At 43.7% G+C, this 23289-nt stretch carries 21 protein-coding genes; 9 read left to right on the top strand and 12 right to left on the bottom strand.

What is annotated here, in order from left to right; translation table 11 throughout:
- Positions 1 to 216 precede the first annotated feature (216 nt).
- From ACYUBO_RS05805 to ACYUBO_RS05795, 3 genes are all read right to left on the bottom strand, one after another.
- Positions 217 to 558 carry a hypothetical protein gene (locus tag ACYUBO_RS05805; protein WP_460373047.1) on the bottom strand — a complete coding sequence of 114 codons (342 nt, stop codon included), beginning with the start codon at positions 556 to 558 and terminating at the stop codon, positions 217 to 219.
- A 176-nt stretch (positions 559 to 734) separates the two neighbouring features.
- Positions 735 to 1094, bottom strand: a complete 360-nt coding sequence (locus tag ACYUBO_RS05800) for a hypothetical protein (RefSeq protein ID WP_460373045.1) — start codon at positions 1092 to 1094, stop codon at positions 735 to 737.
- 522 nt (positions 1095 to 1616) lie between these two features.
- Positions 1617 to 1775, bottom strand: coding sequence for a hypothetical protein (locus tag ACYUBO_RS05795; RefSeq protein ID WP_460373043.1), 159 nt, complete (start codon positions 1773 to 1775; stop codon positions 1617 to 1619).
- A 167-nt stretch (positions 1776 to 1942) separates the two neighbouring features.
- On the opposite strand from ACYUBO_RS05795, the gene ACYUBO_RS05790 reads away from it, so the two are divergent.
- The gene (locus ACYUBO_RS05790; protein WP_460373041.1) at positions 1943 to 2734 is read left to right on the top strand and encodes a hypothetical protein; all 792 of its coding nucleotides are present in this window, start codon (positions 1943 to 1945) and stop codon (positions 2732 to 2734) included.
- Here the strand turns inward: ACYUBO_RS05790 and ACYUBO_RS05785 are convergent.
- Positions 2731 to 3936 (bottom strand): tyrosine-type recombinase/integrase, encoded by a 1206-nt coding sequence (locus ACYUBO_RS05785; protein WP_460373040.1) that lies wholly within the window; start codon positions 3934 to 3936, stop codon positions 2731 to 2733. The genes ACYUBO_RS05790 and ACYUBO_RS05785 overlap by 4 nt on opposite strands.
- Positions 3937 to 4149: 213 nt before the next feature.
- On the opposite strand from ACYUBO_RS05785, the gene ACYUBO_RS05780 reads away from it, so the two are divergent.
- Positions 4150 to 4845: a TIGR00266 family protein gene (locus ACYUBO_RS05780; protein WP_460373038.1), complete on the top strand. Its 696-nt coding sequence runs from the start codon at positions 4150 to 4152 to the stop codon at positions 4843 to 4845.
- A gap of 139 nt (positions 4846 to 4984) precedes the next feature.
- On the opposite strand, the gene ACYUBO_RS05775 is transcribed toward ACYUBO_RS05780, so the two are convergent.
- Positions 4985 to 7531 carry a PGF-pre-PGF domain-containing protein gene (locus tag ACYUBO_RS05775; protein WP_460373036.1) on the bottom strand — a complete coding sequence of 849 codons (2547 nt, stop codon included), beginning with the start codon at positions 7529 to 7531 and terminating at the stop codon, positions 4985 to 4987.
- A gap of 508 nt (positions 7532 to 8039) precedes the next feature.
- Here ACYUBO_RS05775 and ACYUBO_RS05770 point away from each other — a divergent pair.
- Complete coding sequence (locus ACYUBO_RS05770) at positions 8040 to 9434, top strand: DUF4352 domain-containing protein (protein ID WP_460373034.1); 1395 nt, start codon at positions 8040 to 8042, stop codon at positions 9432 to 9434.
- Positions 9435 to 9639: 205 nt separating this feature from the next.
- A complete protein-coding gene (gene lysS, locus ACYUBO_RS05765) occupies positions 9640 to 11157 on the top strand; it encodes a lysine--tRNA ligase (protein ID WP_460373032.1) in 1518 nt (505 codons plus the stop codon).
- A gap of 82 nt (positions 11158 to 11239) precedes the next feature.
- Here lysS and ACYUBO_RS05760 read toward each other — a convergent pair whose 3' ends face one another.
- Genes ACYUBO_RS05760 through hxlB form a run of 3 tightly spaced genes read right to left on the bottom strand, consistent with a single transcriptional unit; the run spans position 11240 to position 13989 of the window.
- Positions 11240 to 12271, bottom strand: a complete 1032-nt coding sequence (locus ACYUBO_RS05760) for a M42 family metallopeptidase (RefSeq protein ID WP_460373030.1) — start codon at positions 12269 to 12271, stop codon at positions 11240 to 11242.
- Positions 12272 to 12280: 9 nt separating this feature from the next.
- Positions 12281 to 13375, bottom strand: a complete 1095-nt coding sequence (locus tag ACYUBO_RS05755; protein WP_300329268.1) for a pyridoxal phosphate-dependent aminotransferase — start codon at positions 13373 to 13375, stop codon at positions 12281 to 12283.
- Between the two features lie 11 nt (positions 13376 to 13386).
- Positions 13387 to 13989, bottom strand: a complete 603-nt coding sequence (hxlB, locus tag ACYUBO_RS05750) for a 6-phospho-3-hexuloisomerase (protein ID WP_460373028.1) — start codon at positions 13987 to 13989, stop codon at positions 13387 to 13389.
- A gap of 157 nt (positions 13990 to 14146) precedes the next feature.
- On the opposite strand from hxlB, the gene ACYUBO_RS05745 reads away from it, so the two are divergent.
- Positions 14147 to 14482 carry a DUF1622 domain-containing protein gene (locus ACYUBO_RS05745; RefSeq protein WP_460373026.1) on the top strand — a complete coding sequence of 112 codons (336 nt, stop codon included), beginning with the start codon at positions 14147 to 14149 and terminating at the stop codon, positions 14480 to 14482.
- A 162-nt stretch (positions 14483 to 14644) separates the two neighbouring features.
- On the top strand, positions 14645 to 16267 hold the full coding sequence (locus ACYUBO_RS05740) for an IS1634 family transposase (protein ID WP_460372630.1): 1623 nt from the start codon (positions 14645 to 14647) through the stop codon (positions 16265 to 16267).
- Between the two features lie 45 nt (positions 16268 to 16312).
- On the opposite strand, the gene ACYUBO_RS05735 is transcribed toward ACYUBO_RS05740, so the two are convergent.
- Together ACYUBO_RS05735 and ACYUBO_RS05730 are read right to left on the bottom strand one after the other, a co-directional pair.
- On the bottom strand, positions 16313 to 17260 hold the full coding sequence (locus ACYUBO_RS05735; RefSeq protein WP_460373024.1) for a cation diffusion facilitator family transporter: 948 nt from the start codon (positions 17258 to 17260) through the stop codon (positions 16313 to 16315).
- A 238-nt stretch (positions 17261 to 17498) separates the two neighbouring features.
- Entirely contained in the window at positions 17499 to 18185 is a 687-nt protein-coding gene (locus tag ACYUBO_RS05730) for an HAD family hydrolase (protein WP_460373022.1), read from the bottom strand.
- 88 nt (positions 18186 to 18273) lie between these two features.
- On the opposite strand from ACYUBO_RS05730, the gene ACYUBO_RS05725 reads away from it, so the two are divergent.
- A complete protein-coding gene (locus tag ACYUBO_RS05725) occupies positions 18274 to 19431 on the top strand; it encodes an MFS transporter (protein WP_460373020.1) in 1158 nt (385 codons plus the stop codon).
- Positions 19432 to 19487: 56 nt separating this feature from the next.
- Entirely contained in the window at positions 19488 to 19964 is a 477-nt protein-coding gene (locus ACYUBO_RS05720; protein ID WP_300329255.1) for a pyridoxamine 5'-phosphate oxidase family protein, read from the top strand.
- A gap of 9 nt (positions 19965 to 19973) precedes the next feature.
- Here the strand turns inward: ACYUBO_RS05720 and ACYUBO_RS05715 are convergent, their stop codons facing one another.
- A complete protein-coding gene (locus ACYUBO_RS05715) occupies positions 19974 to 20870 on the bottom strand; it encodes an HhH-GPD family protein (RefSeq protein ID WP_460373018.1) in 897 nt (298 codons plus the stop codon).
- 87 nt (positions 20871 to 20957) lie between these two features.
- Here ACYUBO_RS05715 and ACYUBO_RS05710 point away from each other — a divergent pair, with 87 nt between their 5' ends.
- Positions 20958 to 22301 (top strand): deoxyribodipyrimidine photo-lyase, encoded by a 1344-nt coding sequence (locus ACYUBO_RS05710; protein WP_460373017.1) that lies wholly within the window; start codon positions 20958 to 20960, stop codon positions 22299 to 22301.
- Positions 22302 to 22897: 596 nt separating this feature from the next.
- On the opposite strand, the gene ACYUBO_RS05705 is transcribed toward ACYUBO_RS05710, so the two are convergent.
- Positions 22898 to 23284 (bottom strand): thioredoxin family protein, encoded by a 387-nt coding sequence (locus tag ACYUBO_RS05705; protein ID WP_300332437.1) that lies wholly within the window; start codon positions 23282 to 23284, stop codon positions 22898 to 22900.
- Positions 23285 to 23289 lie beyond the last annotated feature (5 nt).

Here is a 23289-nt window from a genome sequence, read left to right as displayed (position 1 = left end):
TGTTATGCTTCATCATTACCGCATTTAGAAAGTACATGAGAAGTAATAGTGAAACATTTTCTTTCATTTAGCAATGAAGATGAATTTATTCTGAAAATAAGAAAAACAAAAAAAATGGGATAATTTTAATCAACCATATTTTTTTAGATTCAATTCAGTATTTTTAAAAAAACAATTATCTCTTTGAATTAAAATAAATGTAAAAACAAAAAAAAATTAGGTTTCTGTATCAGCTTCCGTACGTTCATCTTTTAATTCAGATAAAAGCAGGTTCAATCTATTATTTTGGCTTTTAAAAACTTTCATGGCTGTCAAAGATTCATTCAATTCAAACTTAAGATCCCTTATAATTTTTTCATATGTTTTTTGGTTTTTTTCTTTTTGATATTCAAGTAATTCAAAATCTTCACTTTTTATTTTCAGCTCAGATTTCAATTTTTCAATAATTTTTTCAGGGGAGTTTTCTTCTTTATTATTCTTATATATCAAACAGTATCTCTGGTGTGCTGATAGTGCTTTTTTATTTTTGAACCATCTCCCACATTCACATTGAATCATCAAAATCCCTCCACATCGCATCCGGCTGATAATCAGGATTGTATCGAAGTTTATGGCCATTGGGCAGTGCTTGAAGATAACGGCCTTCTATGCAGTAATCTTGTTTAGCTTTTTGGTAAGCTTCACAAAAACGTAGATGAGCCCTTAAAGCCTGAAGTGATTTGAACCACTTTTTTTTACAATATGGACAAAGTTTCATACATAGACCCCCAAAATAATTTAGCTTGCAATTCCTTAGTAAAGATAAGATCGCTCTTATAATTCAGATAATTTGCAACTGCCTTTTTTAAATAAAGAAGTTTTTCAGGTTTTTTTCCGGCTATTGTCCCGGGTATTTTTTTATGAATTCTTAATTCAAATTCTTTTCCGGAATTGCTGCAACTTGTAATGAATTGTTCAGTGCTGCATAATAAATATCCATTTTTTGAAACCAGATTTAATAAGCAGTTCATTCTTGCGAATATTCTACTAACAAACATTTCGCGAGATAATAAATTCTCTATTATTATCTTTATACTTTTATTTATTTTTACCATATTTATATGTTAATCTGACGGGGTATATAATAATTTTGAAAAAAGCTATAATCGTAGATGTAATTTATGCAATTATTAACGTTAAAAATTGAAATTGGGCGCATAATTATTTTATTTTTTATAGGTTATACCTCTAACAATAATCAAAAATTACTTTTAATTTTGGGAGAAAAATATAATTAATATTTTGTTATGCAGGGTGTTTTGGTTACTCTCAAAATATTAATGTTGATCTTGAAAAAATTTTAAGCAGATAAATGCCTAAATGTTCTGCAGAACCAGGAAAATAACTATTTATTACACGGGAAAAAAGTCTTTTAGGTAATGAAATTTATTCTGATAACCAGTCTTTCTCATGTAATGATGATCTCAATATATGCAATTCTATTGTAATCTCTAAAACTGAACAATAAATTAACGTTAAAGGATTTTTTCAGAATTTAACGTTAATAATAACGTTAAAAATCAATCTGGAAAATCCTGATATCGTGCTAAAGCATTCTACTTATTTAGTATTACAAACTATTCAGATTCTTTTTCAAATTTATTAATGATGATCACATCTCCTATTTTAACCAGATAATTAAAAACTTTTTTATCTATGGGTCCTAACGAATCAATGCATTCTTTTGTTGTTTTTATTTTAAATGTAAGATACTTACCTTTATTAGCTATTTTCATAATTAACTCCTGATTTATTACATATATATGTCTAATCGCAAGATATATATTTTAAATATGCATATATTGTGTATTAAAAATAGATCTATCAAAAAAATATATATCTAAATCAGATATATCAAAAAAATTGAAAGAACAGATTGATAAAGATCATATTCAGGAAAGCCATGAAAAAAGAGACATCAATTGCAATAATCAAAACTTTTGCGCAGAACAAGCCTTTATCGACATATGATATTGCAGTAATGATGAGTAAATCTTATGGCAATATTCATCCTCAAATAAAAGAACTTTCTAAATTAGGGTATTTAATAGAATATAAACGTGAGATCGGACAAAATGGGAGACAAAAAATAATTTATCGTCTTTCATTAAAAGGAATTGCTGTATATATTATTGAACTCAATAAAATAAATTCCAAACGCAGGTTTAATGAATATTCGGTACCGTGGGATGAGGTACGTTCACTACTTAAAACTTATGAATTTCTTTGTCCTGCCATATTTTCAAAATGGGATGAGCTAATAGCAATCCCGGAAAAATCAGAAGTTTTTGCATCAGAAATGGGTGGAATGAAAGAATTCTGGCCTGCCATCTGTTTTTATGCTCTTGATCTGGGATCAAAAGATTTTCTAAAAGAACTTGAGACTAAACAGAGATTCAATAATAAATTAAAACAGCTAGATTTTTCTGATAATTTATCTACCGTGGAGTCCAGAGAGGAATATTTTAAGAATAAATATATCCATCACTTAATTTTTGAACCGGAAATATCTGGTAAAATTGATATCGATGAAAAAATTCAGGATATTTTTGTAAAATTTACATATTTATTGGTTAATTATTCACCCATTGGAGCGGATATTGAAGATTATCTTATCTGCCAATATAATGGATTTAACCAAATGTCTAAAATTTATGAAACAATACTAAAATATTCTCCAAAAAAAGAAGTTTAGTTGGAAAGAGCCTGATTGACAAGTTTAATTAATGTTTCCTGCGGCAGTTTCTCTAAAATATCTTTTAATTCTTCTCTTTCAGCCAAACCATCTTCTGTAAGTGGTTTTCCACATTTGGAACAGAATTGCATTGTAGGAGCGTTTATTGTATAACATACAGAGCACTGTCTGGCCTGAAGATTACATTTGCTGTCATTTTTCTCAGGAACTATTATACCTTCTCTGCGTGCGAGCTCATTATCAGAGTCATTATCTGTCAGATGCGCATATACAGAAAACATATTAGTCGTCAAATTACCCCACATCATCTTTTTTATAAATGAATCACTGTAATCTTTCTGCATTAAGTGTGTGATTCTGCTATGGCGGAAAAGATGGGGTGTAACCTTTTTCTCTATTTTAGCTCTTTCAGCAATTCTGATAATTTTTGTTTTGAGTCCCCTGTAATGAAATGGTTTCTTCATAATAAGAGTCAGGAAAACAAAATTATCACCCTCAGGTTCTCCGGGATAATCATTCTTCCATTGTGCCAGATAAGGTCTGGACATGGTAAGGGGAATATATCTTGGTTTATTCGTCTTATTATTAACATTTACAGCAAGATTCCAGTCATTGAATTTAACCTGTCTCCACCTGAGTTTTCCAATCTCACTAATCCGAAAACCACCTTCATAAGCAAATGATATTATTGCCCGATCCATTGAATTAGTACAGGCCTCCAGCATATCATTGACTTCTTCTTCAGTAAGTAATTCCTCTGCAGTTAAAGTCATTGAATCCAATTTTGGAACCTTAATTTTTTGAATCTTTTTTTCAGGAATATCTGAATAACCATTTTCTATAAGCCAGAAGTAGAACCTTTTCAATATTTTTACGTAATCTGAAAGAGTGTGAGAAGAGAAGGGTTTCCCTCTTTTTGAATTAGAATGACGAATTAATTCAATACCCTTAAAGAGATCTCTTGCAGTATTTTCATTAAACGGACCAATGTAATCTCTCCAGGAAGAAATTATGTAACAATACTTGTACAATCTTTCTGAACACATATCTCCGGATATTTCTCCAAGATACTCATCCAGCAATGAGTGGTCCTTTTGACTGAGATTTCCTTCTTCCAATACACTTGCCATCCTCTTATCTATATATTTAAAATAAGCTGAAGGCGGGTTGTGAAACCAAATTTCTTCGTTATTTGCTGTCATTTTTTTCACCTTTGCCCATATATCTTATTCCTTCAGATATATTGTTGTTATACCTATATATCGGGAATAAGTATATATATCTATCTCACTCGGCCGGGGCGTCCTCTTTCTTTTAATCACATGAATTATCCAATCCATTCTGCATTTCACTCCTATAAATCAGGAAACCTTCATCTGTATTCCCGGATATACAGAACGTCAGGTGAATAACCGATGAAATATGAGATACGGTACAAGCCATCCTTCTCACTTCTTGTGGTAACTTTAAGTCCCGGTGAGAAGATCACAGCAGAAGCCGGTGCGATGACATATATGCATCCCTCGATCACTGTATCGACGAGGAAGCGCGAGAAGAGCCTGCTCGGATCAATCGGGCTTTCCCTCCTTGGCGGGCAGAGCTTCTTTGTTACTGATTATACTGCCGGTAGTGAACCCGCCGAAGCCGCCTTTAGTGCAGCACCACTTGGGGATGTGGAAACCCTTGGGATCGCGCCCGGAAGTGGTTTTATCGTCCAGAAATCATCCTATCTCGCCGCCACCGAAGGTGTGGATCTTGATATGAAGTGGGAGGGATTCACAAAAGGTCTCTTTGGGCAGGGACTGTTGATGATCAAGGTATCCGGAGAGGGAACGCTCTTTATTAATACGTTTGGAGCAATTGACAAGCATCTGCTGAAATATGGTGAAAAGATGATTGTGGATAATTTCCATCTTGTTGCCTTCAGCGATACCTGCCAGTACCGCGTGACTAAGTTTGGTGGGCTGAAAGAAACTCTCCTCTCAGGTGAGGGGCTTGTCACAGAGATCACCGGACCTGGTGAGATTTATATCCAGACAAAGAATGTCCGCGAACTGGCAGAGATGATCTGGTCGATCATTGAGCCGAGGGTGCAGGCAAAATCCAGGTAATCCTTCATTTTTTCAAAAAAAGTGTAACAGGTCAGCTATACTTTTTAGCAACGGTGGGCATGAAGGATTCTCTCCTGAATACCCCTTTGATGGATACATGTACTAACCTGTTACACTAAAAAAAAATGTTAAAGAAGAATTATTTTTTGTCTTCTTTCTTTGTGAAGTAGTATGCTCCACCAATTATCAGGAGGATTATGACAATTCCAATGATAACATATGTCATTGGGAATGGTGCAGGTGCATCTCCTGGTGCAGCCGGTGCGGAGGGAGCGGGCGTTACGTCTGCTACAGGCACAGGTGTTGCCGGAACATGTGTTACAACCTCTTCTTCTTCGACTACTACTTTAACCTCAGTCTCCGGCTTTGGTGTTGCCACTGGTGCAACTTCGCTTGCCCCGTCTTTCTGGAGTGCGATGGCAAAAGTTGAGAAGCCGGGTGTTGTGGCTTCATAATATGCTACTCCGCGCTCAACCTTCACAAGCCGTGTTGGAAGCTGGGTCCAGACACCATTCACGTTTCTGAGCAGTGCCACATCATTTGTGGTCATGCCCATCGCTGAGAGATAGCCAACCGGGACACTGAAGCTGATTGTTGCTCCTTCCTTGATGTGCTCTGCCGTACCTGAGATCGGGGTGATCTCGACATACTGGTAAACCTCCTGTGATGGAGGAGTTATTCCAGTGGGAAGTAATCTCACTCTTTCTACGAGAATAATAGCTGATGGCAGCTCAGCATCGGATTCCAGGGTAATTGCACTAATTGGAACTCCAATGTAGGTCAGGGTTGTTCCGGTTCCAGCAGTGACCGGACCTGATGAGGAGATAGCGCTATCTCCACTTCTTCCGTCACTTGGGGCGGGTGTCGGAGCTGTGGACGGTTTTGAGTTGCTGTTGCCAAAGATATAATTTGAGAAGCCTTTTGTGGTGAAAGATATGTTATCTGTTCCAATCGTAACGGCTCCTTCAGCATATGTGCTGAAATTCACTGTTTTCTCTCCACCTGTAAAGAGGATTTTTTCCGTCCCGTCATCTGCAACCCTGATGATCGAAGCTGCGTCAGCAGTAAAGGCAAACTCTGGATATATTGTTAGAATGGCTTTTTTGTTGAGTTTTGAAAGGGCTCCCGATACATCAAGGCCAATCGTCGTCTTATTCATTGAGAGTGCCGTGCCTAGTTCAGCCAGACCATACCCTGTTGCCTGATCAGTTAGGTCAATTGCCTCATTAAAGGTGAGGTTAGCGAGAAGGTTTCCATTAGCATTGTTAACAGCAAATATCAGACCATTTACCGCACTAAAATCATCCAGTTCGGTCCAGTTCTTCGTGTAAGTCTGGTTCCATGAATATTCACCGGGACCTCCCGGCAATGACCAGAATGGGTTGTAATTAATGATCACAATTGGTGACATACCGGTTATGATTGTATTGCCATTGAGTGTATTTCCACCACGAAGTGAGGCGTTTACTGGAAGTACCATCGCCGGAGAAGTGTTTGTTGCAGCAAATATGGTCTGATATGTCAGGTTCCAGATTGTTCCCTGTCCTTTTTGATCCATCAGTGTTGAAGAAGTGTTAGACCACCAGTTATTGGCGATTCCTGTCATATTTGTTGCGTTTACAGAAAAGTCCACAGCACCATATAATGGGAAACCTGTGAAGTTTACAGTCATGTTCATGTTTTTACCGCTCAGGGACTGCGTCTCATTGAAGAAATACGCAATCTGCCTGGAACTGATCTGAGTTCCATTATAAACGGATGCTGAACCATAATTATCGAGACCGAGTGTTATTGTGTTTCCGGTCGCACCTGGACCGATGTAGAATATACCATCAGTACTGCCAGTCAGAGTATTGAGTGTTGCAGTAATGTTATTGGTGTTGCCGGTAAGGTTTATACCGAATTTGGCGGCACTTGCGTCGGAAATAACCGGGTTCAATATATCATTTGTACTCCCGGTAATATTCAATGCCGTTTCAGTTATCCCAGTAAAAACTACATTCTCAAATCTACTATTACTACCAAAAATTTCCATTCCCCGCCTTGCATTCGATATCGTAGTAGATGCGGTTATATTTGATAGAGTAGCATATTTGGAATGGTTTACTGCAGTAAGGAAATTCTGACCACTTAATGTAAGGGAGCTTGCACTCAGAGTTGCGTTATTTCCATAGAATTGAAGGATTGATGCATTATTATAGTATGATACATCATATGATGTTTTGCTCGCATTAATAATCGTTGGTTTGTTTATTGTCAGCCATGTATCCGTACCATTGAATAGTAAAGAACCATTCATTATGATATCCAATGTGGCAAAATCATAATTAATAGTAACATTTCTGTTTATGAATGTCACATTGCCTTGTGTTAAGGTGAGATTTGGTCTGTAACCATCTTGGCCAATAGTAATGATTAGATCATCATCTTGTGATACTGCATAAAGAATAGCCTCTTCAATTGACGCATTTGTACCTGGGATTGATACTGGAACAACCCCCATTGCTCCCCATGGTACCAGGGCCAGAACCATGATCAGGGCCATAAATAAACGTAATTGTTTTTCCATAATATGTACACCTCTCAAATAATTATCAGACTTAACATAGTGTTGTCTGGAATAGAGAACGTAGAGGATTTCAAGGATAATAAAATTTTCGGTATTGTGATTCTGACAGTGCTTCATTGATCAATTTTTTTCCAAACCATTCGAGACCATAACAAGATTCAAGAATTCTATCACTATTTCAAGTAAAGGAGAGATAGCACTTCCGAGAGATTTCTTACATATTAATCTCGATATGAAAACCTCATCATCCCTTTTCTATACACATGCTCAATGCGCATGTTCCCATCCAAGTCTCATGTTGTTACGGGAGATGCTTCACACAATACCTTTTCTTTCCAGAGCCAATTTAGGAGTATTATTCTGAACGAATGACATATCATACAGAAACAATTTTTCTTAGTCATACTCTCCTTTATTTAAGGCTGAATATCAACGGATGAAAAAGGTTTTCGGACACTAAACATCTAGATCCACCATTATGGATTCGTTCCTCTCTTAGAAAACCAATGCTTTGGGCTCTAACCGAAGTGTTTTAATATCACAATACGCTAACTCCTAACAGATGAACAAAAGGAGATCTGGGAAAACCGCTCAAATTCAGAAAGCTTCCTTGAAGAGGCGTTTCTTGCGGATCATCCTCCTTCTACTTTTTATCTGCATAATCGCTTTTGTTGCAGGAATAAGTGTAGGCCTTGGAGAAACCATGGCTGAGAATGAGATCGTTACGAGAGCAGGATTATCTGATGTGGTTACAACCACCTCAGTCCATGTTGAGGGAATTATATACTCAGATACATTCAGAGGGCTATTCAGCGATAATAAAAGTTTAGCTACGAACACCCGGGCCGTCTATCCACCATCATATCCAGATGAGATATCCATGATCCAACAAGCTAAAAGTGGGACTGATTCGCTCAACTGGCCATTCAATCTCATATCATTTGAAGTACTGATCGATCCAACACATCTACCCGGATACGGAAAAGACCATAATAGTGATAATGTAACTATTCAGACAGAAGAGAAAGCCGCACACATTCTTTCCAAAGACAAAACCGAATCAAATCCAATTGATGGTGCAACAGATAATAATACCAAACAGATTGAAGCTGAAAAAGACGAGAAGCCAGATCCCCATCAGGATGCACAACTCGATATCCTGATTGCAGATTCAGTAATACCTGCTACACTTCTCTCCCTCCAGATGGTACTGGCAATCGATCAATGCGACGAAAACCAACTGATGAAACATTCTGATGATCTCTTTATTTTATCTGTTCAATCCTGGGAGGAAGCAGACTCTCTCAATGTAAGTTATGAATACCTCCCAAAGAAAACAGCATTCCTCCGTTCCATGGAGGAATATCTGGTTGCATCCAACTCCCTCAGGCTAGGGCTGCCTCTGGACAACACACAAAAAAACCGTGATATCTCACATATTGTACAGGGAACGGACCGCCTGATGGAGGCGTCGAAGGATGCGTCTGGAATCGTCATGACACCGGATATGCTACGACATACATCCACCCTGACACATTATGCCACGCAAACATCGTATCCAGATGCCCTCTCACTACGGCAGAGGTATGTATACTTTGATTCCCGGAAAGCCAACCAGCTATCAGTCCTGCCGAGGAGTGTTCACAAACGTAGCCAGTTCTGGATTGATTCTCCAACCGGGACAATCTGGTTTAACGCACCAACCGGCTATAGCTATTTATTTGTCAATATTCGGTATACTCACCTTGGAAACTGGGTAGGAGCACATTACACCACAACCACACCGTCACTATCATCCCATACACTATCAGGACATGGCAGGAGTTACCCCCCAATGGGTAACCTCCCAAAATTTATCTCGGAAGGAGAGGTATATTCTGGAAAAACACTCAACCGGAATGAGGGGACAGAAGGGTATCTTGTCTTTGAAGTACCTTCCTTACTTGAGATAGAAAATATGTATCTGAAAATTGCACTTGGGGGTGATTATGGAACACAAATCTGGCATCTTGGAACATGAATATTTACTCATTTCCTGTTTCATTTCACTATCAATATAAGGGAAAAATCTTACAGAAAACCAGAAAGATATCCTCACTGATGAAGCCCACCCTCACACCTTAATACTTCTCCATGCGATTATATTGGGTTAACAGGATTTTGATGGATTGCAATCTGTTGCAAATATATCATTTCCAAAAAACTCTCACAGAGGGAGATAATGAATGACTGAGACGCCCGGCCTGAATTTTGATGAACAGAAAGTGGATAAACTCAAGGAACTGCAGGAGAGCGGGATCCTGGTCTATCCCTGGGAATATGCAAGAAAAGATCATGCAGCGGAGATAAAAGACAGATTCTCAGAGATCTCACATGATAAAAGTGAAGAGGCAGTATCTGTTGCAGGCAGGCTCTATACCAAGCGATCACATGGGAAGACTGTCTTTGCCGATCTCGGAGATGAAAGCGGAAGGATTCAGCTTTATATCCGGAAAAATGATCTTGGTGATGACGCGTTTACCTTTTTTGCAAAAAATATTGATGTCGGGGACATCGTCGGTGTCAGGGGGCATATCTTCAGGACAAAGGTTGGCGAGATCAGCATCTGGATTGATGAGATCACCCTTCTTTCAAAGGCAATCTGTCCACTTCCTGAAAAGTACCATGGTCTGACAAACGTGGAGACGAGATACCGCCAGCGATACCTCGATCTCATCACAAACGATGAGGCAAGGTCAATTTTTAAAACCCGGAGCAGAATCATCAGCAAGCTCAGATCAGATCTCTCTGGCAACGGATTTATGGAATTTGAGACCCCGACTATCCAGCCAATTTATGGGGGTGCAAATGCCCGGCCCTTTACGACATACCACAACTATCTCGATCAGAAACTCTACCTCAGGATTGCCCCTGAACTGTACCTGAAACGGTTGATAGTCGGAGGGTTTGAGAAGGTCTTTGAGATTGCAAAGAACTTCAGGAACGAGGATATCGATACCCATCATAATCCCGAGTTCACGATGGTTGAGATCTATTCTGCCTATGCAGATTACAATGATATGATGACCCTCACCGAGGATCTTATATCAGGTATCATCAATGAGGCTGCCGGAACATCTGAAGTTGTCTTTGAAGGGGAGCCAATCAACTATTCCACACCATGGAGCCGGATATCCATGGAAGAAGCGGTGCTTGATGCAGCCGGGATTGATATCCATGCCCAGACGGTTGAAGAGCTCAGGGAGCTTGCTGAGAAAGAGAGGATAGACGGCTGGGAGAAGGCTGCAACTCCGGGTGAATTCCTTGTGCTCTTCTTTGAGCATTATGTCGAACCAACGCTGATCCAGCCAACATTCATCTATGACTTCCCGATTGAAAACTCGCCGCTTGCCAAGAAGCACCGGACAAAACCCGGCTTCACCGAGCGTTTTGAACTCTTTATCGCAGGCATGGAGATTGCAAATGGCTTCTCCGAGCTGAATGATCCACTCGATCAGAAGGCGAGATTCGAAGAACAGGATGCCAAACGCCAGCGTGGCGATCTCGAAGCACAGATGATCGATTATGATTTTATCAATGCGCTTGGGTACGGCATGCCCCCGACAGGCGGAGTCGGGATTGGGATCGACCGGCTTGTGATGCTCGCAACCGGGCAGAACTCGATCAAGGAAGTGATCCTCTTCCCCTCCATGAAGCCGATCAGGTTCGGTGATGCGGAGTCCGAAGAAGAAGTATCAGAATAAGAAATTGATACCCACAGAGAGATTATCGGGTTATCCTGATAATCTCAACAATTTTTTTCGAAAAAAAGAGAGATTATTCCTCTTATGGCTTTGTTTTTAATGCTGCTGAAAGGATCCTGATCCCATCCCTGATATCCTGCATATCCACCACCTCAACCGGGGAGTGGATATAGCGGGCAGGAATCGAGAACGGGACACTTGGGATACCACCCTGTTCAAGATGAATGATAGTCGCATCGGTATTGCCTCCTGTTCCAACTTCAATCTGGTATGGAATGCCGGATGCATCGGCTGTGCTCCTCAACCACCGGACCATTGTCTGATCAGATAACAAACCTCTCCCACTGGCAGAAACAAGAATGATAACAGGACCCTGGCCCATCTCGATACTCGCATCTTTCTTTTCAATACCCGGATGATCGCCAGGGATAGTGACGTCTAGTGCTATGGCGCAGTCCGGGTTGATTGCATAGGCACTTGTCTTTGCACCTTTCAGCCCCACCTCTTCCTGGACTGTAAATACTGCATAGACCGTATGTTCAGTCTCAAGCTGCTTCAGCGTCTCGATGATCATTGCAACACCGACCCGATCATCGAATGCCTTCCCGGTGATCCTGCTGCCTGCAAGCTCCCTGAGCTCCCGATCGATAGTGATCGGACATCCGATCTCGATTCCGAGTTCTGCTGCTTCTTTAGCCGATGTAACACCAATATCGATGAAGAGATCTTCCGGCTTCAGCGTCTTCTTCCTGTCTTCATCGGACATCATATGGGGAGGCTTTCCACCAAGCACTCCGGTAACAGGACCTTTTGTTCCATGGAGAATCACACGCTGGGCATAGAGTGCAGGGGTGAACCAGCCACCGATGGTGACAAACCTGATGAAGCCACGGTCATCAATATACTGGACCATACAACCGATCTCATCCATATGGGCAGCCAGCATCACCTTGAAGTTCCCACCCTTCTTAACTGCAATCAGGTTGCCCATAGAATCGGTTCTGATCTCATCGACATAAGGGGCAATCTCTTCTTTGATGATCTCCCGGATGTTCTGTTCACGGCCAGAGAGGCCATGCGCATCCGAGAGCTTTCTGAGTAATTCGAGTACCATGATATTCACTTATACAACGTTTCGTATCCGATTAAGTGCTTCTTTCAGGGCATCCTGTGAGGCTGCATAACTGATCCTGGCATATCCGGTCCCTTTGGCGCCAAACGCGGTGCCCGGTACAATAATCACGCCTGCTGAGATGATCGCCTCCAGTTGTTCTGCGCTCATCGGGACGAAGAGATAGAACGCCCCTTCAGGAACGCAGAAATCAAAGCCCATCTCCTTCAAGCCTCCTGCCATCAGGTCGCGGCGGGCATGATATTCATCCCTCATCTCTTTGACAACACCCTGATCCCCGGTATACGCTGCAAGAGCAGCATACTGGGAGATGGATGATGCACAGGCGATTGTGTACTGATGGACTTTCAGGCATTCCTCGGCTATCTCTAAAGGTGCTGCAAGAAGTCCGAGCCGCCAGCCCGTCATCGCATAGGTCTTGCTGGTGGCATTGATGGTGATGACATTATCTCCATACAGGGCAGCACTGTAATGCTTTCCCCCGTAGATGAAGTGCTCATATACTTCATCAGAGATGACAAGAGTCCCCTGATCATCAGCATACTCAACAATACCCCTGATCGTCTCCTCAGATTCAACCATTCCTGTCGGATTGGAGGGGGAGTTCAGGACGATCATCCGGGCACCATCTATTGCCTCACAGGTTCGATTGAGATCGATTCTCAGATCCTCTCCCAGCGGAACCGGATCCGGGATGCCTCCGGCAAGTTCTGCGAGCGCACCATACGAGACAAATCCGGGATCTGAATAGACAACCCGATCACCGGGATTGACTATCGCCTGTATTGCGATATTCAGTGCTTCGCTTGCACCTGCACAGACAATGATATCTGATGGCGAATACTGGAGATTGTTCTCACGCCTGAATTTTTGGGAGATTGCCTCACGCAATTCCGGTATTCCGGAATTTGGCGTATATCCGGTTTTCCCATCGCGTATCGCCTGTATCGCCGCCTCTTTTATGTGAAGCGGTGTATCAAAGTCAGGCTGGCCAAGGGCAAGACTGATCGCATCCGGCCCGGCCGCCTCGAAGATCTTCCTGATCCCGGAGATTTCAAGATTCATTACCCTGTCAGCAAACTGCATAAACAATCCTCTTATTCGATATTGGTATGCCGTTTCTTTAACTCTCCCTCGGATGTCTCGGTGATCTCCATCAGATAGGAGACAAGGGCATCGGAGAAGACCATTGATGTAGTCTCAAATATAGTTCCAAGAGGAGCAAATGATCGGTGTTCACCCATCATCTGGCGGATATCATATTCATGAGACTCATCAGTGACAGCATCACGCTGGCTTTCTATGACCACGATTGTATCGGCGATCTGTCCGATCGTTGATTCTTTATTTGATGTTATCAGTCCGACAGTTGCACCAAGTCCTTTTGCTGTCTGGGCGACATCGGCAATTGATCGGGTGTTTCCTGACCCTGAAAAAGCAATAAGCATATCATTCTTCTCAATTGCCGGGGTAATCGTCTCTCCAACCACAAATGAGGTGAAGCCAAGATGCATCAGGCGCATCGCAAATGCTTTTGCCACCAGCCCTGATCTCCCGGCCCCCATAACATAGACGCGATTTGCAGATAAAATGGCCTTTGAAAATCCCTCCACCTCTTCATCAGCGATTGATTCGGCGATGGACTGTATCTTTTTTGCCATCAGCTTCATCATTCCGAGAACTCCTCCATTGTTACTCATTGGGCATACCTGTGATCATCTTATACCGCACCCTTATTGAGAATATCCCAGATGATGAAATAAACAGAAGAGGTTCCCTGGGTTCTGATGGAAGACTCTGAAAACAAACGGACATTCCGTGAACCTTATGTAGGGGTCACTCAATTGATAGATTATTATGGATTATCTGCATCTTTTCCTGGATTCCTTTATCATCCTATTCGAGATTGTCGGTGCTATCATGATCATCTATGGGGGCTTGCGGGGAGCTGTCGGGGTTTTCCAAATCGAAGTCCTGAAAAATCCCGCTTTTTCATATAATTACATACGGAGAGATTTCACAAACAAGCTGATTTTTGGGCTTGAGTTTATCATTGCAGCTGATCTTCTTGCAACAATCATCGCGCCTTCAATAGAGGATGTTATGCTCCTCGGTGCAATTGTCGCAATACGAACTGTCCTCTCCTACTTCCTTTCAAAAGAGACGCAGGAGTATCCATTGGAAGATAGCTAAATAATCCTCATAATTTTCGAAAAACTGAAACATTATCATGGTATTTTCATGTTGTATGCCTGTTTGCCTGAAACCGGTCTTCGGCAGTAAAGATCCAACTATCAAACATTTACGTACATAGTTTTATATGAGAGTACATGTTTAATATTCAATTGTTCTACTATGGCTCTTGTAGATGGCTCGAATGTCACAATATCCCATCTTGGGCTCGTTGCCGGTGTGTATGACTCGCTTGGGATCGGCGATCTCATTGACGAACTCATACCCAAGAAACGGCATCACATCGTCTCCCATGGCACCGCTGTCAAAGCACTTCTCCTCAACTCTCTCGGCTTTGTGGAGCGGCGGCTCTATATCATGCCGGATTACTTCGATGATATTGCAACAGAACGACTCCTTGGTCCGGGAATCCATCCTGATCATCTTAATGAATCTCTCTTTGGTGAGACGCTGGATGCAATTGCACGGTTTAACCCGACCCAGCTCTTCACTGCAATCAGCCTCACCATGATGAAAAAGCTCACACCCGAACCTCCCAAACCTCAGGACTCTCCTCGACTTCATCATGATACAAGCTCTTTTAAGGTAACAGGAGAGTATGACAGTGATTTTGGAACACGACTAATTCAGATTGTCCGTGGCCACTCCAAAGATCACCGAAACGATCTCAACCAATTCGTCATAACCCTGGTCACCAACCAGCATGGCATTCCCGTCTTCATGGAACCCCTCTCCGGGAATGCCTCGGATAAAAAATCCCTTCTCAGGTCAATTCAGGCTGTCCGGAATAATCTGGTGACCGATCAACGAATCTACCATATCGCAGATTCAGCGTTTTATACGAAATTAAATCTCCAAACCCTGGGAACCCAGTGTTACTGGATCTCTCATGTTCCAAACACGATTAAAGAAGCAAAAACACTCATTCACCTGGAAGGCGTCACCTGGCAACCCTGTGCCGATGACCGGTATCACTACCACGAACTCCAATCTGGGTATGCTGATATCCCTCAGAAATGGGTGCTGTACCATTCACGGGATCAACAAACCAGATCGGAAAAGAAGTTCACATCCCGCATAGAAAAGCAACGAAAAAAGGATGAAACCGCTCTGAAAAAGATATTTTCTCATGAATATGCCTGTGAAACTGATGCACGTGCTGAACTTGAACGATGGTTTGGAAAACATCACCGATACCTACCTGGCAACATTCTTGTGATAACCAAGCACCGTCGTGCAGATGGTAAGAAGGGGCGGCCAAAAATTGGAGAGGAGTTGAAGGAGGTCTTCCTCATCTCTTGTAAGCTGATGTTTAATGATGATGAGGTGCACCGGGAGAAAGAGCGGCTTGGACGGTTCATTCTCGCCACAAACGATTGTGAGATCGATCCTGATACACTTCTCGACTGGTACAAGGAGCAGGGTGCAGTTGAACGCGGCTTCCGGTTTTTAAAGGATAATAGCTTCCATATCTCAGAGATCTTTCTGAAAAACCCGAATAGAATAGCCGCAGTCTCAATGCTAATGGTGCTCAGTCTAATGGTGTACACGGTTACTCAATGGCAGATCAGGGAGATCCTTAAGGAGCAGAAGAAGACGGTTCGTGATGTCAAGAAGAAGACCGACAAACCGACGACAAAACGGATCTACCATCTCTTCAGGCGGGTTCGGCAGATTGAAGAAGTGACTGATGCAGGGGTTGAATGCCGTATTCTCAATTATACAGATGAATTACAGGATATAACGCGGCTGTTCGGGTCTGGGGTGGAAAAATATTATGCGTGAAAAATTAGCTGCCGAATGCGAGCTGAAAGCATCATGTATAGTATTTTAGAGCCTGCAAAGGTTGTCCCTACCACGTGAAGTGATAATATTCACCGAGCTTTTTGGGATCTGGATCTCAAGAGATGATTTCATCAGATCCATGATATCCTGAACATCGCCCATCAGCTGATCTGGCCCAAACTCCAGGAAAATATCAACATAGATGCTCCCTCCACTCTGCCGGGATTTTATCTCATGGATCTGTTTGTAGTTATGAAAATGTTCAGCCAGTTCTTTCATCACGATGAGCTGGAGTTCCTCTTCAATTGTCTGATCCAGAAGATCGGGAAGCGAGGAGATGATCATGGTATAGCCGGAATAGAGGAGAATTCCCATGACAACAAACGAGGCAACCGGATCGATATAAACCGACCACCAATTCCCTGCGCATAGGACTGCAATAACCAGGGTTGCAAGGACGACAAGATTTGAAATTGCTTTTAGGCGGAAAAGGTGGGATTGTGAATCCATAATGGGCGAGGGTTCCCGCAGAGCGATCCGGTAATTCTTAATCCAGAAGTAACTGTCAACCGCAGCCATGATGATGACGATGATCATCCCGACAAGGGCCCATCCGCTGCCGATATTTGCAGGAAAGAGGATGCGGAATATGGCAGCGAGGATAAGGATCAGAACCGATACAAGGATCAGGCCACCGGTAACGATCCTGGCAAGGTTCTCAAATTTTCCCATCCCGTAATCATATTTACCATTATTTCCCCGAGAAATTGTCCGGGATATAATCCACACAATCAGGATTGCGAGGGCCTCGTTGATCGTTTTCATGCCGGACGTAAGCAGGGTTACCGATCCTGAGAGTGCCGCTGCGATGAGCTTTGGGATTGCAGGAGCAGTTGCCACCAGAAGGTTCAGGAACAGGGCATGTTCCCGTTCATGTTCTGCCACATCGACAGATCCCTCCTTAGCCGGCAAGGATTTGATTGCAGCGGTCATAGAATTCTTATAATATATACTTCTGTATCTAAATAGAATATCACAATATTTGTACTCGTTCCCTGCCAGCCTTGAGAGAATCACGCTGTGGAATTATTTCTAGTTCGTCCATATCCGTTAAAACCAGATTCTATTTTCATTTCAATAAAGGAGCAAATACCATTAATCATTCTGTACTGATCAGGACAGATAACATATAGTACATATTTGTACAAAAATGAGTAAGAGTCACCACTAGTTACCCAAGCATCAGGCGGAGAAGATCCTCGGATCGATCAACCCGGAGCGTCCGGACAGAGGACTCCTTCGTTTCATCAGGATGCCAGTCTCCATATGCAGCATGAATGGTGCAGATCCCAAGACGGTTTGCCGGTTCGATATCCCGGCGGATACTGTCTCCGACATGTATTGTATGAACCGGATCGGCCCGGACCGAGTCCAGGGCCATCAGAAATGAGTCTGGATTTGGCTTTCGGCTGCCACTGATATCCGGAGTCATTATAATGTCAAAATACTGAAAAAGATCTGCCTTTTTCAGCCTTTTTTCCGCATGATCTGAATCTGCGTCCGTTACAACGCCAAGCCGCATTCCTTTCGAGCGGAGTCCTGAAAGTATCTCTTCAATCCCCTGATATGGATGGATATTGAGGAGTTTTTCATTCTCATAGATTGTACATGACTCAAGATATGTTGCTGATCCCTGAATCCCGATATCAGAGAGATAATCAAAGATATTTCCATAGTCTTCAAACCCATACCGCTTCCTGAGGAAGTATGAGAAGAGTTCATCAGGATTGCCACAACCCAGTTCTTCGATGACAGAAGCGCAGGCCTTCTTCTTAGCGGATATAAAATCAACAAGTGTGTTATCGAGATCAAAAAGGACGGCATCAAAGAGACCGTCATGGAGTAGGAAATCCTGCATATCCACCAGACACCTTAAGGTTGCATGCGCAGCTTGATACAGGTTTGGATAGAAACAGTTGATACAATGCGAGAAAGAGGGGTTTCTTTTGACTAAGAGGCTTAGTCTCCGGGTTCTCTTCATCGCCGTCTTTGCCTCGATGCTTGGGCTTGGGATTGTGGTTCCTCTCCTCCCCTACTATGCCGACACCCTTGGAGCTACAGGCATTGGAATCGGGCTGATCTTTTCAGGTTTTGCCCTGTCCCGTGCGGTTTTTATGCCCCTCATCGGCCGATATTCAGATCGGAAAGGGAGGAAATATTTCATCCTCATCGGACTTGCGCTCTTTACAATCCTCTCGGTTGCCTATATCTTCGCCTCCTCTGTGGCCGGGCTGACTCTTGTCAGGATTGCTCATGGATTTGCCTCGGCTATGGTTGTTCCTGTTGCCATGGCATATGTTGCGGATTTCTCCCCGCCCGGCAGGGAAGGAATCTGCATGGGCTCATTCAATACCTCGCTCTTCCTCGGCCTTGGTTGCGGGCCATTGATCGGAGGTGCCATCCTTGATGCTGTGGGTATTGAGATGGTCTTTCTCCTTATGGCAGCACTATCATTCGTTGCTTTTCTTATCTGCCTTGTATTCCTTCCGGAAGCCCCATCTCTTCATCGGATGAACTCGTCAATACGGCTGGCAGCGGGGAGTACCCACATGAAGCCGATCCTCTTCTTCCGGATCATGAATGCCTATGCAAATGGGACATTCATGGTATTTCTGCCGGTCATTGCCACCTTCTGGTTTGGACTCTCTGCATTTGAGGCAGGAGTTATCATCTCATTATCAATACTGGCAACCGGTCTTCTCCAGCGTCCATTTGGATTATTTGCAGATATCTTTTCGAAAACCGGCCTTATTGTGATCGGAACCGTCATTGTCTCTCTCTGCCTGATCGTTATTCCTTTTACCTCAGGATTCTTTGGATTGATCGTCGTCTCCTTTATTCTTGGAATCGGCAGTGCACTTGCAATGCCTGCATCCACGGCAGTAGTTGCTATTGCCGGACGGGAATTTGGGCAGGGAGCATGTATGGGTGCATTTAATACCGCTATGAGTGTCGGAATGGTATCTTCACCAATCATCTCCGGCTACATCATGGATATCCTTGATATCAGGGCAGTATTTGAGATTGCGGGTATTATTTCCCTTATTGCTGCCATAGCATTTCTGATACTTGCCTGGCGTGCAGGCATTGACTCCTATCATTAAGATAAAAACAATACCTTTAAAACGACTGAGACAGTATCGTTAATCAGGTGAATTGGATGGAGATCATTAAGATCCCGAAGATGGAGAAGAAGGAGTACGACCGGCTTATTGAGGAAGGATATGTATCCCGGATAGCGTTTCAGGGAGAGAAATACCCCTACATTGCCCCATTTCTCTACGTATTCGATGGAAAACACCTGTATTTCCTTTCGACAAAGTATGGCAGAAAAGTAAACCTCTTCCGGGAGAGTCCCTATGTTTCCGTTGAGGTGGAGAAGTACTCAAAGGATCTCTCCTGCTACACATTCGTGACTATGCAGGGGAGAATTGAGGAGGTAACCGACTCAATCGAGAAAAAGATCGTTCGCGAGAATTTTGTAAGCCTGATCAAAGAACGGAAACTCTCAAACAATATTCTCGCAGCGCTCGGTCACTCTCCACAGGATCCACCCGAATCCATCGCGCTGGAAGAGCGATCGATGGTCTGGAGACTATCCGGTGTAAAGGATATTGTCGCGCTGAAGAATGTGTAATCAATATTATCATTCTTTTATAGAATAGAAACCCGCATCTTCCCGGACAAAACCCTCCTTTTCGAGATCTGTAAGTACTCTCTCGATTCGTCCTTTCTCTCTGTTTTTTGTAACCGTAAGCGCACTGATAAGAGCGCTTTTTTCGATCTCTTTTCTCTCAAGGAGGAGTCGGAGGGCAGAGCCCCGGATCTCCCGATCTGATCCTGCGAACGGAGCCTGGCGTGTATAATGCCTGCTCCGCTTATTTGGATTTGTAAGCCGTTTGTTCAGATTTGTTCCATAATCCATGAGCGCACTATACCATTCCCCTGGGTTATCAAGGTAGAGTGCATCGCGGATGACAGGCAGGATCTCAGCATCATGGATATCATCGCGATCCTGGAAGAAATAATGGATAAAAATTCTCCGGATATTCGTCTCGATATAGACAACCGGCAAATTAAATGCATATGCACAGATTGCTGACGCGGTTGCCTTCCCGATGCCCGGAAGCCTTTCAAGGACAGCCGGATCCTCTGGAACCTGATTATTATACTCATCCCTCAGGATGATTGCCGTCTTCTGGAGATTTATCGCACGCCTGTTATACCCAAGCCCGGACCAGGCTGAAAGAACAGCAGAGAGCGGAGCGGAGGCAAGGCAATCGATCGTTTTGAACTGCTCAATGAAGAGGGAATATTTTGGAGCCACCCGCTCCACCTGGGTCTGCTGGAGCATGAATTCTGAGACGAGGATAGAGTAGGGATCTGTTGTTCTACGCCAGGGGAGATCACGCCCGTATTGTCGGTAATATGAGAGTATAAGGTCAGAAAAAAGTTCAATTGATTCTTTATCCGGACCTTTTGCTGTGGCTCTCAGGACCGCCCTCTCTTTCCGGACGAGCTCAGAGTCAATAGTTCCGTTCACTATGCATTATTCGATCGTGGCTGAACAAATACTTCATTGTTCCTGCATAGGGAGGTATTATCAGCTCTATCCCCGATATCTCCACCTATGATCAATCCGGAACGGATACATTACCGGAAAGAGGGAGGTGGGGAGGGCGGAGACCGTGTAATCTACTGGATGCAGCGATCACAGAGGGCAGAAGAGAATCATGCCCTTGAGTATGCGGTTCATGAGGCGAATCAGCGTGGAGTTCCACTCAATGTTCTCTTCTGTCTCGATCCGGATTACCCCCTCGCAACATCCCGTTCGTTCCGTTTCATGATCGAGGGGCTGGCAGAAACTCACAAGAATCTTCTTGAACGTGGCATACCTCTATCTGTGAAACTTGGTGATCCGGATCAACTGGTGCCCCGTTTTATCCAGGATACTGCATTACTGGTCATGGATCGTGGATATCTCAGGCATGAGAGGCTGATCCGTCATGCCATTACAGAAGAGGCTGACTGCCCGGTGATTGAGGTCGAATCAGATTGCGTGGTGCCGGTGAGGGCGGCGTCAGTTAAAGAAGAGTGGTCTGCTGCCACGCTAAGGCGCAGGATAACTCCGCAGATCTCCGATTTCCTTTCTCCTGTGGAAGAGATCAAATTGAAAAAACCCGCCCCTGAGGATGCAGAATCGGATCACGATCCTGCCGATATTGATGGTTTGCTGAAGAAGATCGGCTTCTTTGAGCCTGAGAGCCCACTCATGGCGCGTGGCGGACGAGCTGAAGCTGCCAGAAGACTGGCAGAATTTCTTGCCACTCCCGCTCATCTCTATGATACAGCACGAAATGATCCCGGACGCGAGGTCACCTCGGGCCTCTCCCCCTACCTGCACTTCGGCCAGATATCCCCTTTGGAAGTGGCACGCGCAGCCTCGGATCGGCCCGGTTTTCTTGAGGAGCTGATCGTCAGAAGGGAGCTTGCCATCAACTTTGTCTGGTATAATGAACAGTATGATTCCATCAACTGCCTGCCGGAATGGGCAAAGAAGACTCTTATGGAACATACCGAAGACACCCGCGACTATTGCTATTCATATGAGGAACTCGGGCGGGCAGAGACACATGATCCCTTCTGGAATGCGGCCCAGAAGGAGATGATCCTCACCGGGAAGATGCACAATTATATGCGGATGTACTGGGGGAAGAAGATCCTTGAATGGTCTGAAACACCGGAAACCGGATACCAAAATGCCCTTCTCTTAAATGATACCTATGAGCTGGATGGCCGGGATCCAAACGGATATGCCGGGGTTGCATGGTGTTTTGGGAAACATGACCGCGCCTGGAAGGAACGTCCCATCTTTGGCAAGGTGCGGTACATGAATGCAAACGGACTGATGCGGAAAGGAGATATTGATGGATATATCAAAAGGATACAACAGTTATCTGGTGCATCCGGATAGCGAAGATCATTTTGGGATCTCAATAAAAGAGCCTCTTTGCTATTTCATGAGGGTAGTTTGAAGCAGGTGCGGCGCGGGTATCGGGGGGCGGGGTAGCGAGGGAGCAGGGTGACAGAGATGATAAACCCTTGCTCATCAGAGCAACCTGAAAGGCGATTCCGAAAGAATCGGGTGTTTATCTACTCTGGCAGCCACCGAAACATTCCCGCCCCTCCCGCGCTGCATCAGCGGTCAGCCAGTACAACCTCCTTGCGAAGCACGTACGGACGGGGGAAGGGGGGCAACCCATCTCGGAACATCCATTGCCACTCTGCGAAGCACGTACGGACGGGGGAAGGGGTGGTGGGGAATGTTCCAGGGTTTTCTCTACTATGATACTGTAGCTAGTTTGGCATATATGGTAACCATCTCGATAGATGCAGGAATTCTATCCCTTTCACCGTCTATGATTTCTGGATATCCAGCGCCTGAGTGAACAGATCCCAATTGCATTATTCAAACACCAAATAGCCAGATTATGATGTGTTCGCTGATTAAAATCCGCACGGATAAGAGAAGATCCATAAAAGAGGAGTTAATTGGCGAGTAACCGGAGATCATCCATACCCGGTGATCTCATAATCAATAACAGTCGATTGACCGGCACATTCCTTTGCATTCTTCAATCCTTCCTCAATCATTTTTTTGATGAGTGCCGGATAGACAGAACCGACCAGCTGTGCAACCGATCGCCCATGGCAGAATACCGCAATTGTAGGTGTGCTCATAATGCCATAACGCTCGGCAATCCAGGGATTCTGTGTGACATCAATCCTGGCAAAGGCGACTGCACCCTTGAATTCCTCTGCATATTCCTCATAATAGGGCATGATCGAGTGGCAGTGGGGGCAGGTTGGAGAATAGAAGAGGAGCGTTATTGGATCATATGTTTTCTCAACCGTCTTCTCCCAGTTCATGGTATCAAGTTCAATGACAGATGACATAGGAA

The organism is Methanocalculus sp. MC3 (assembly GCF_054767395.1).
Note: the sequence above shows the minus strand (reverse complement) of the source record. Positions and strands in the feature narration are given on the sequence as shown.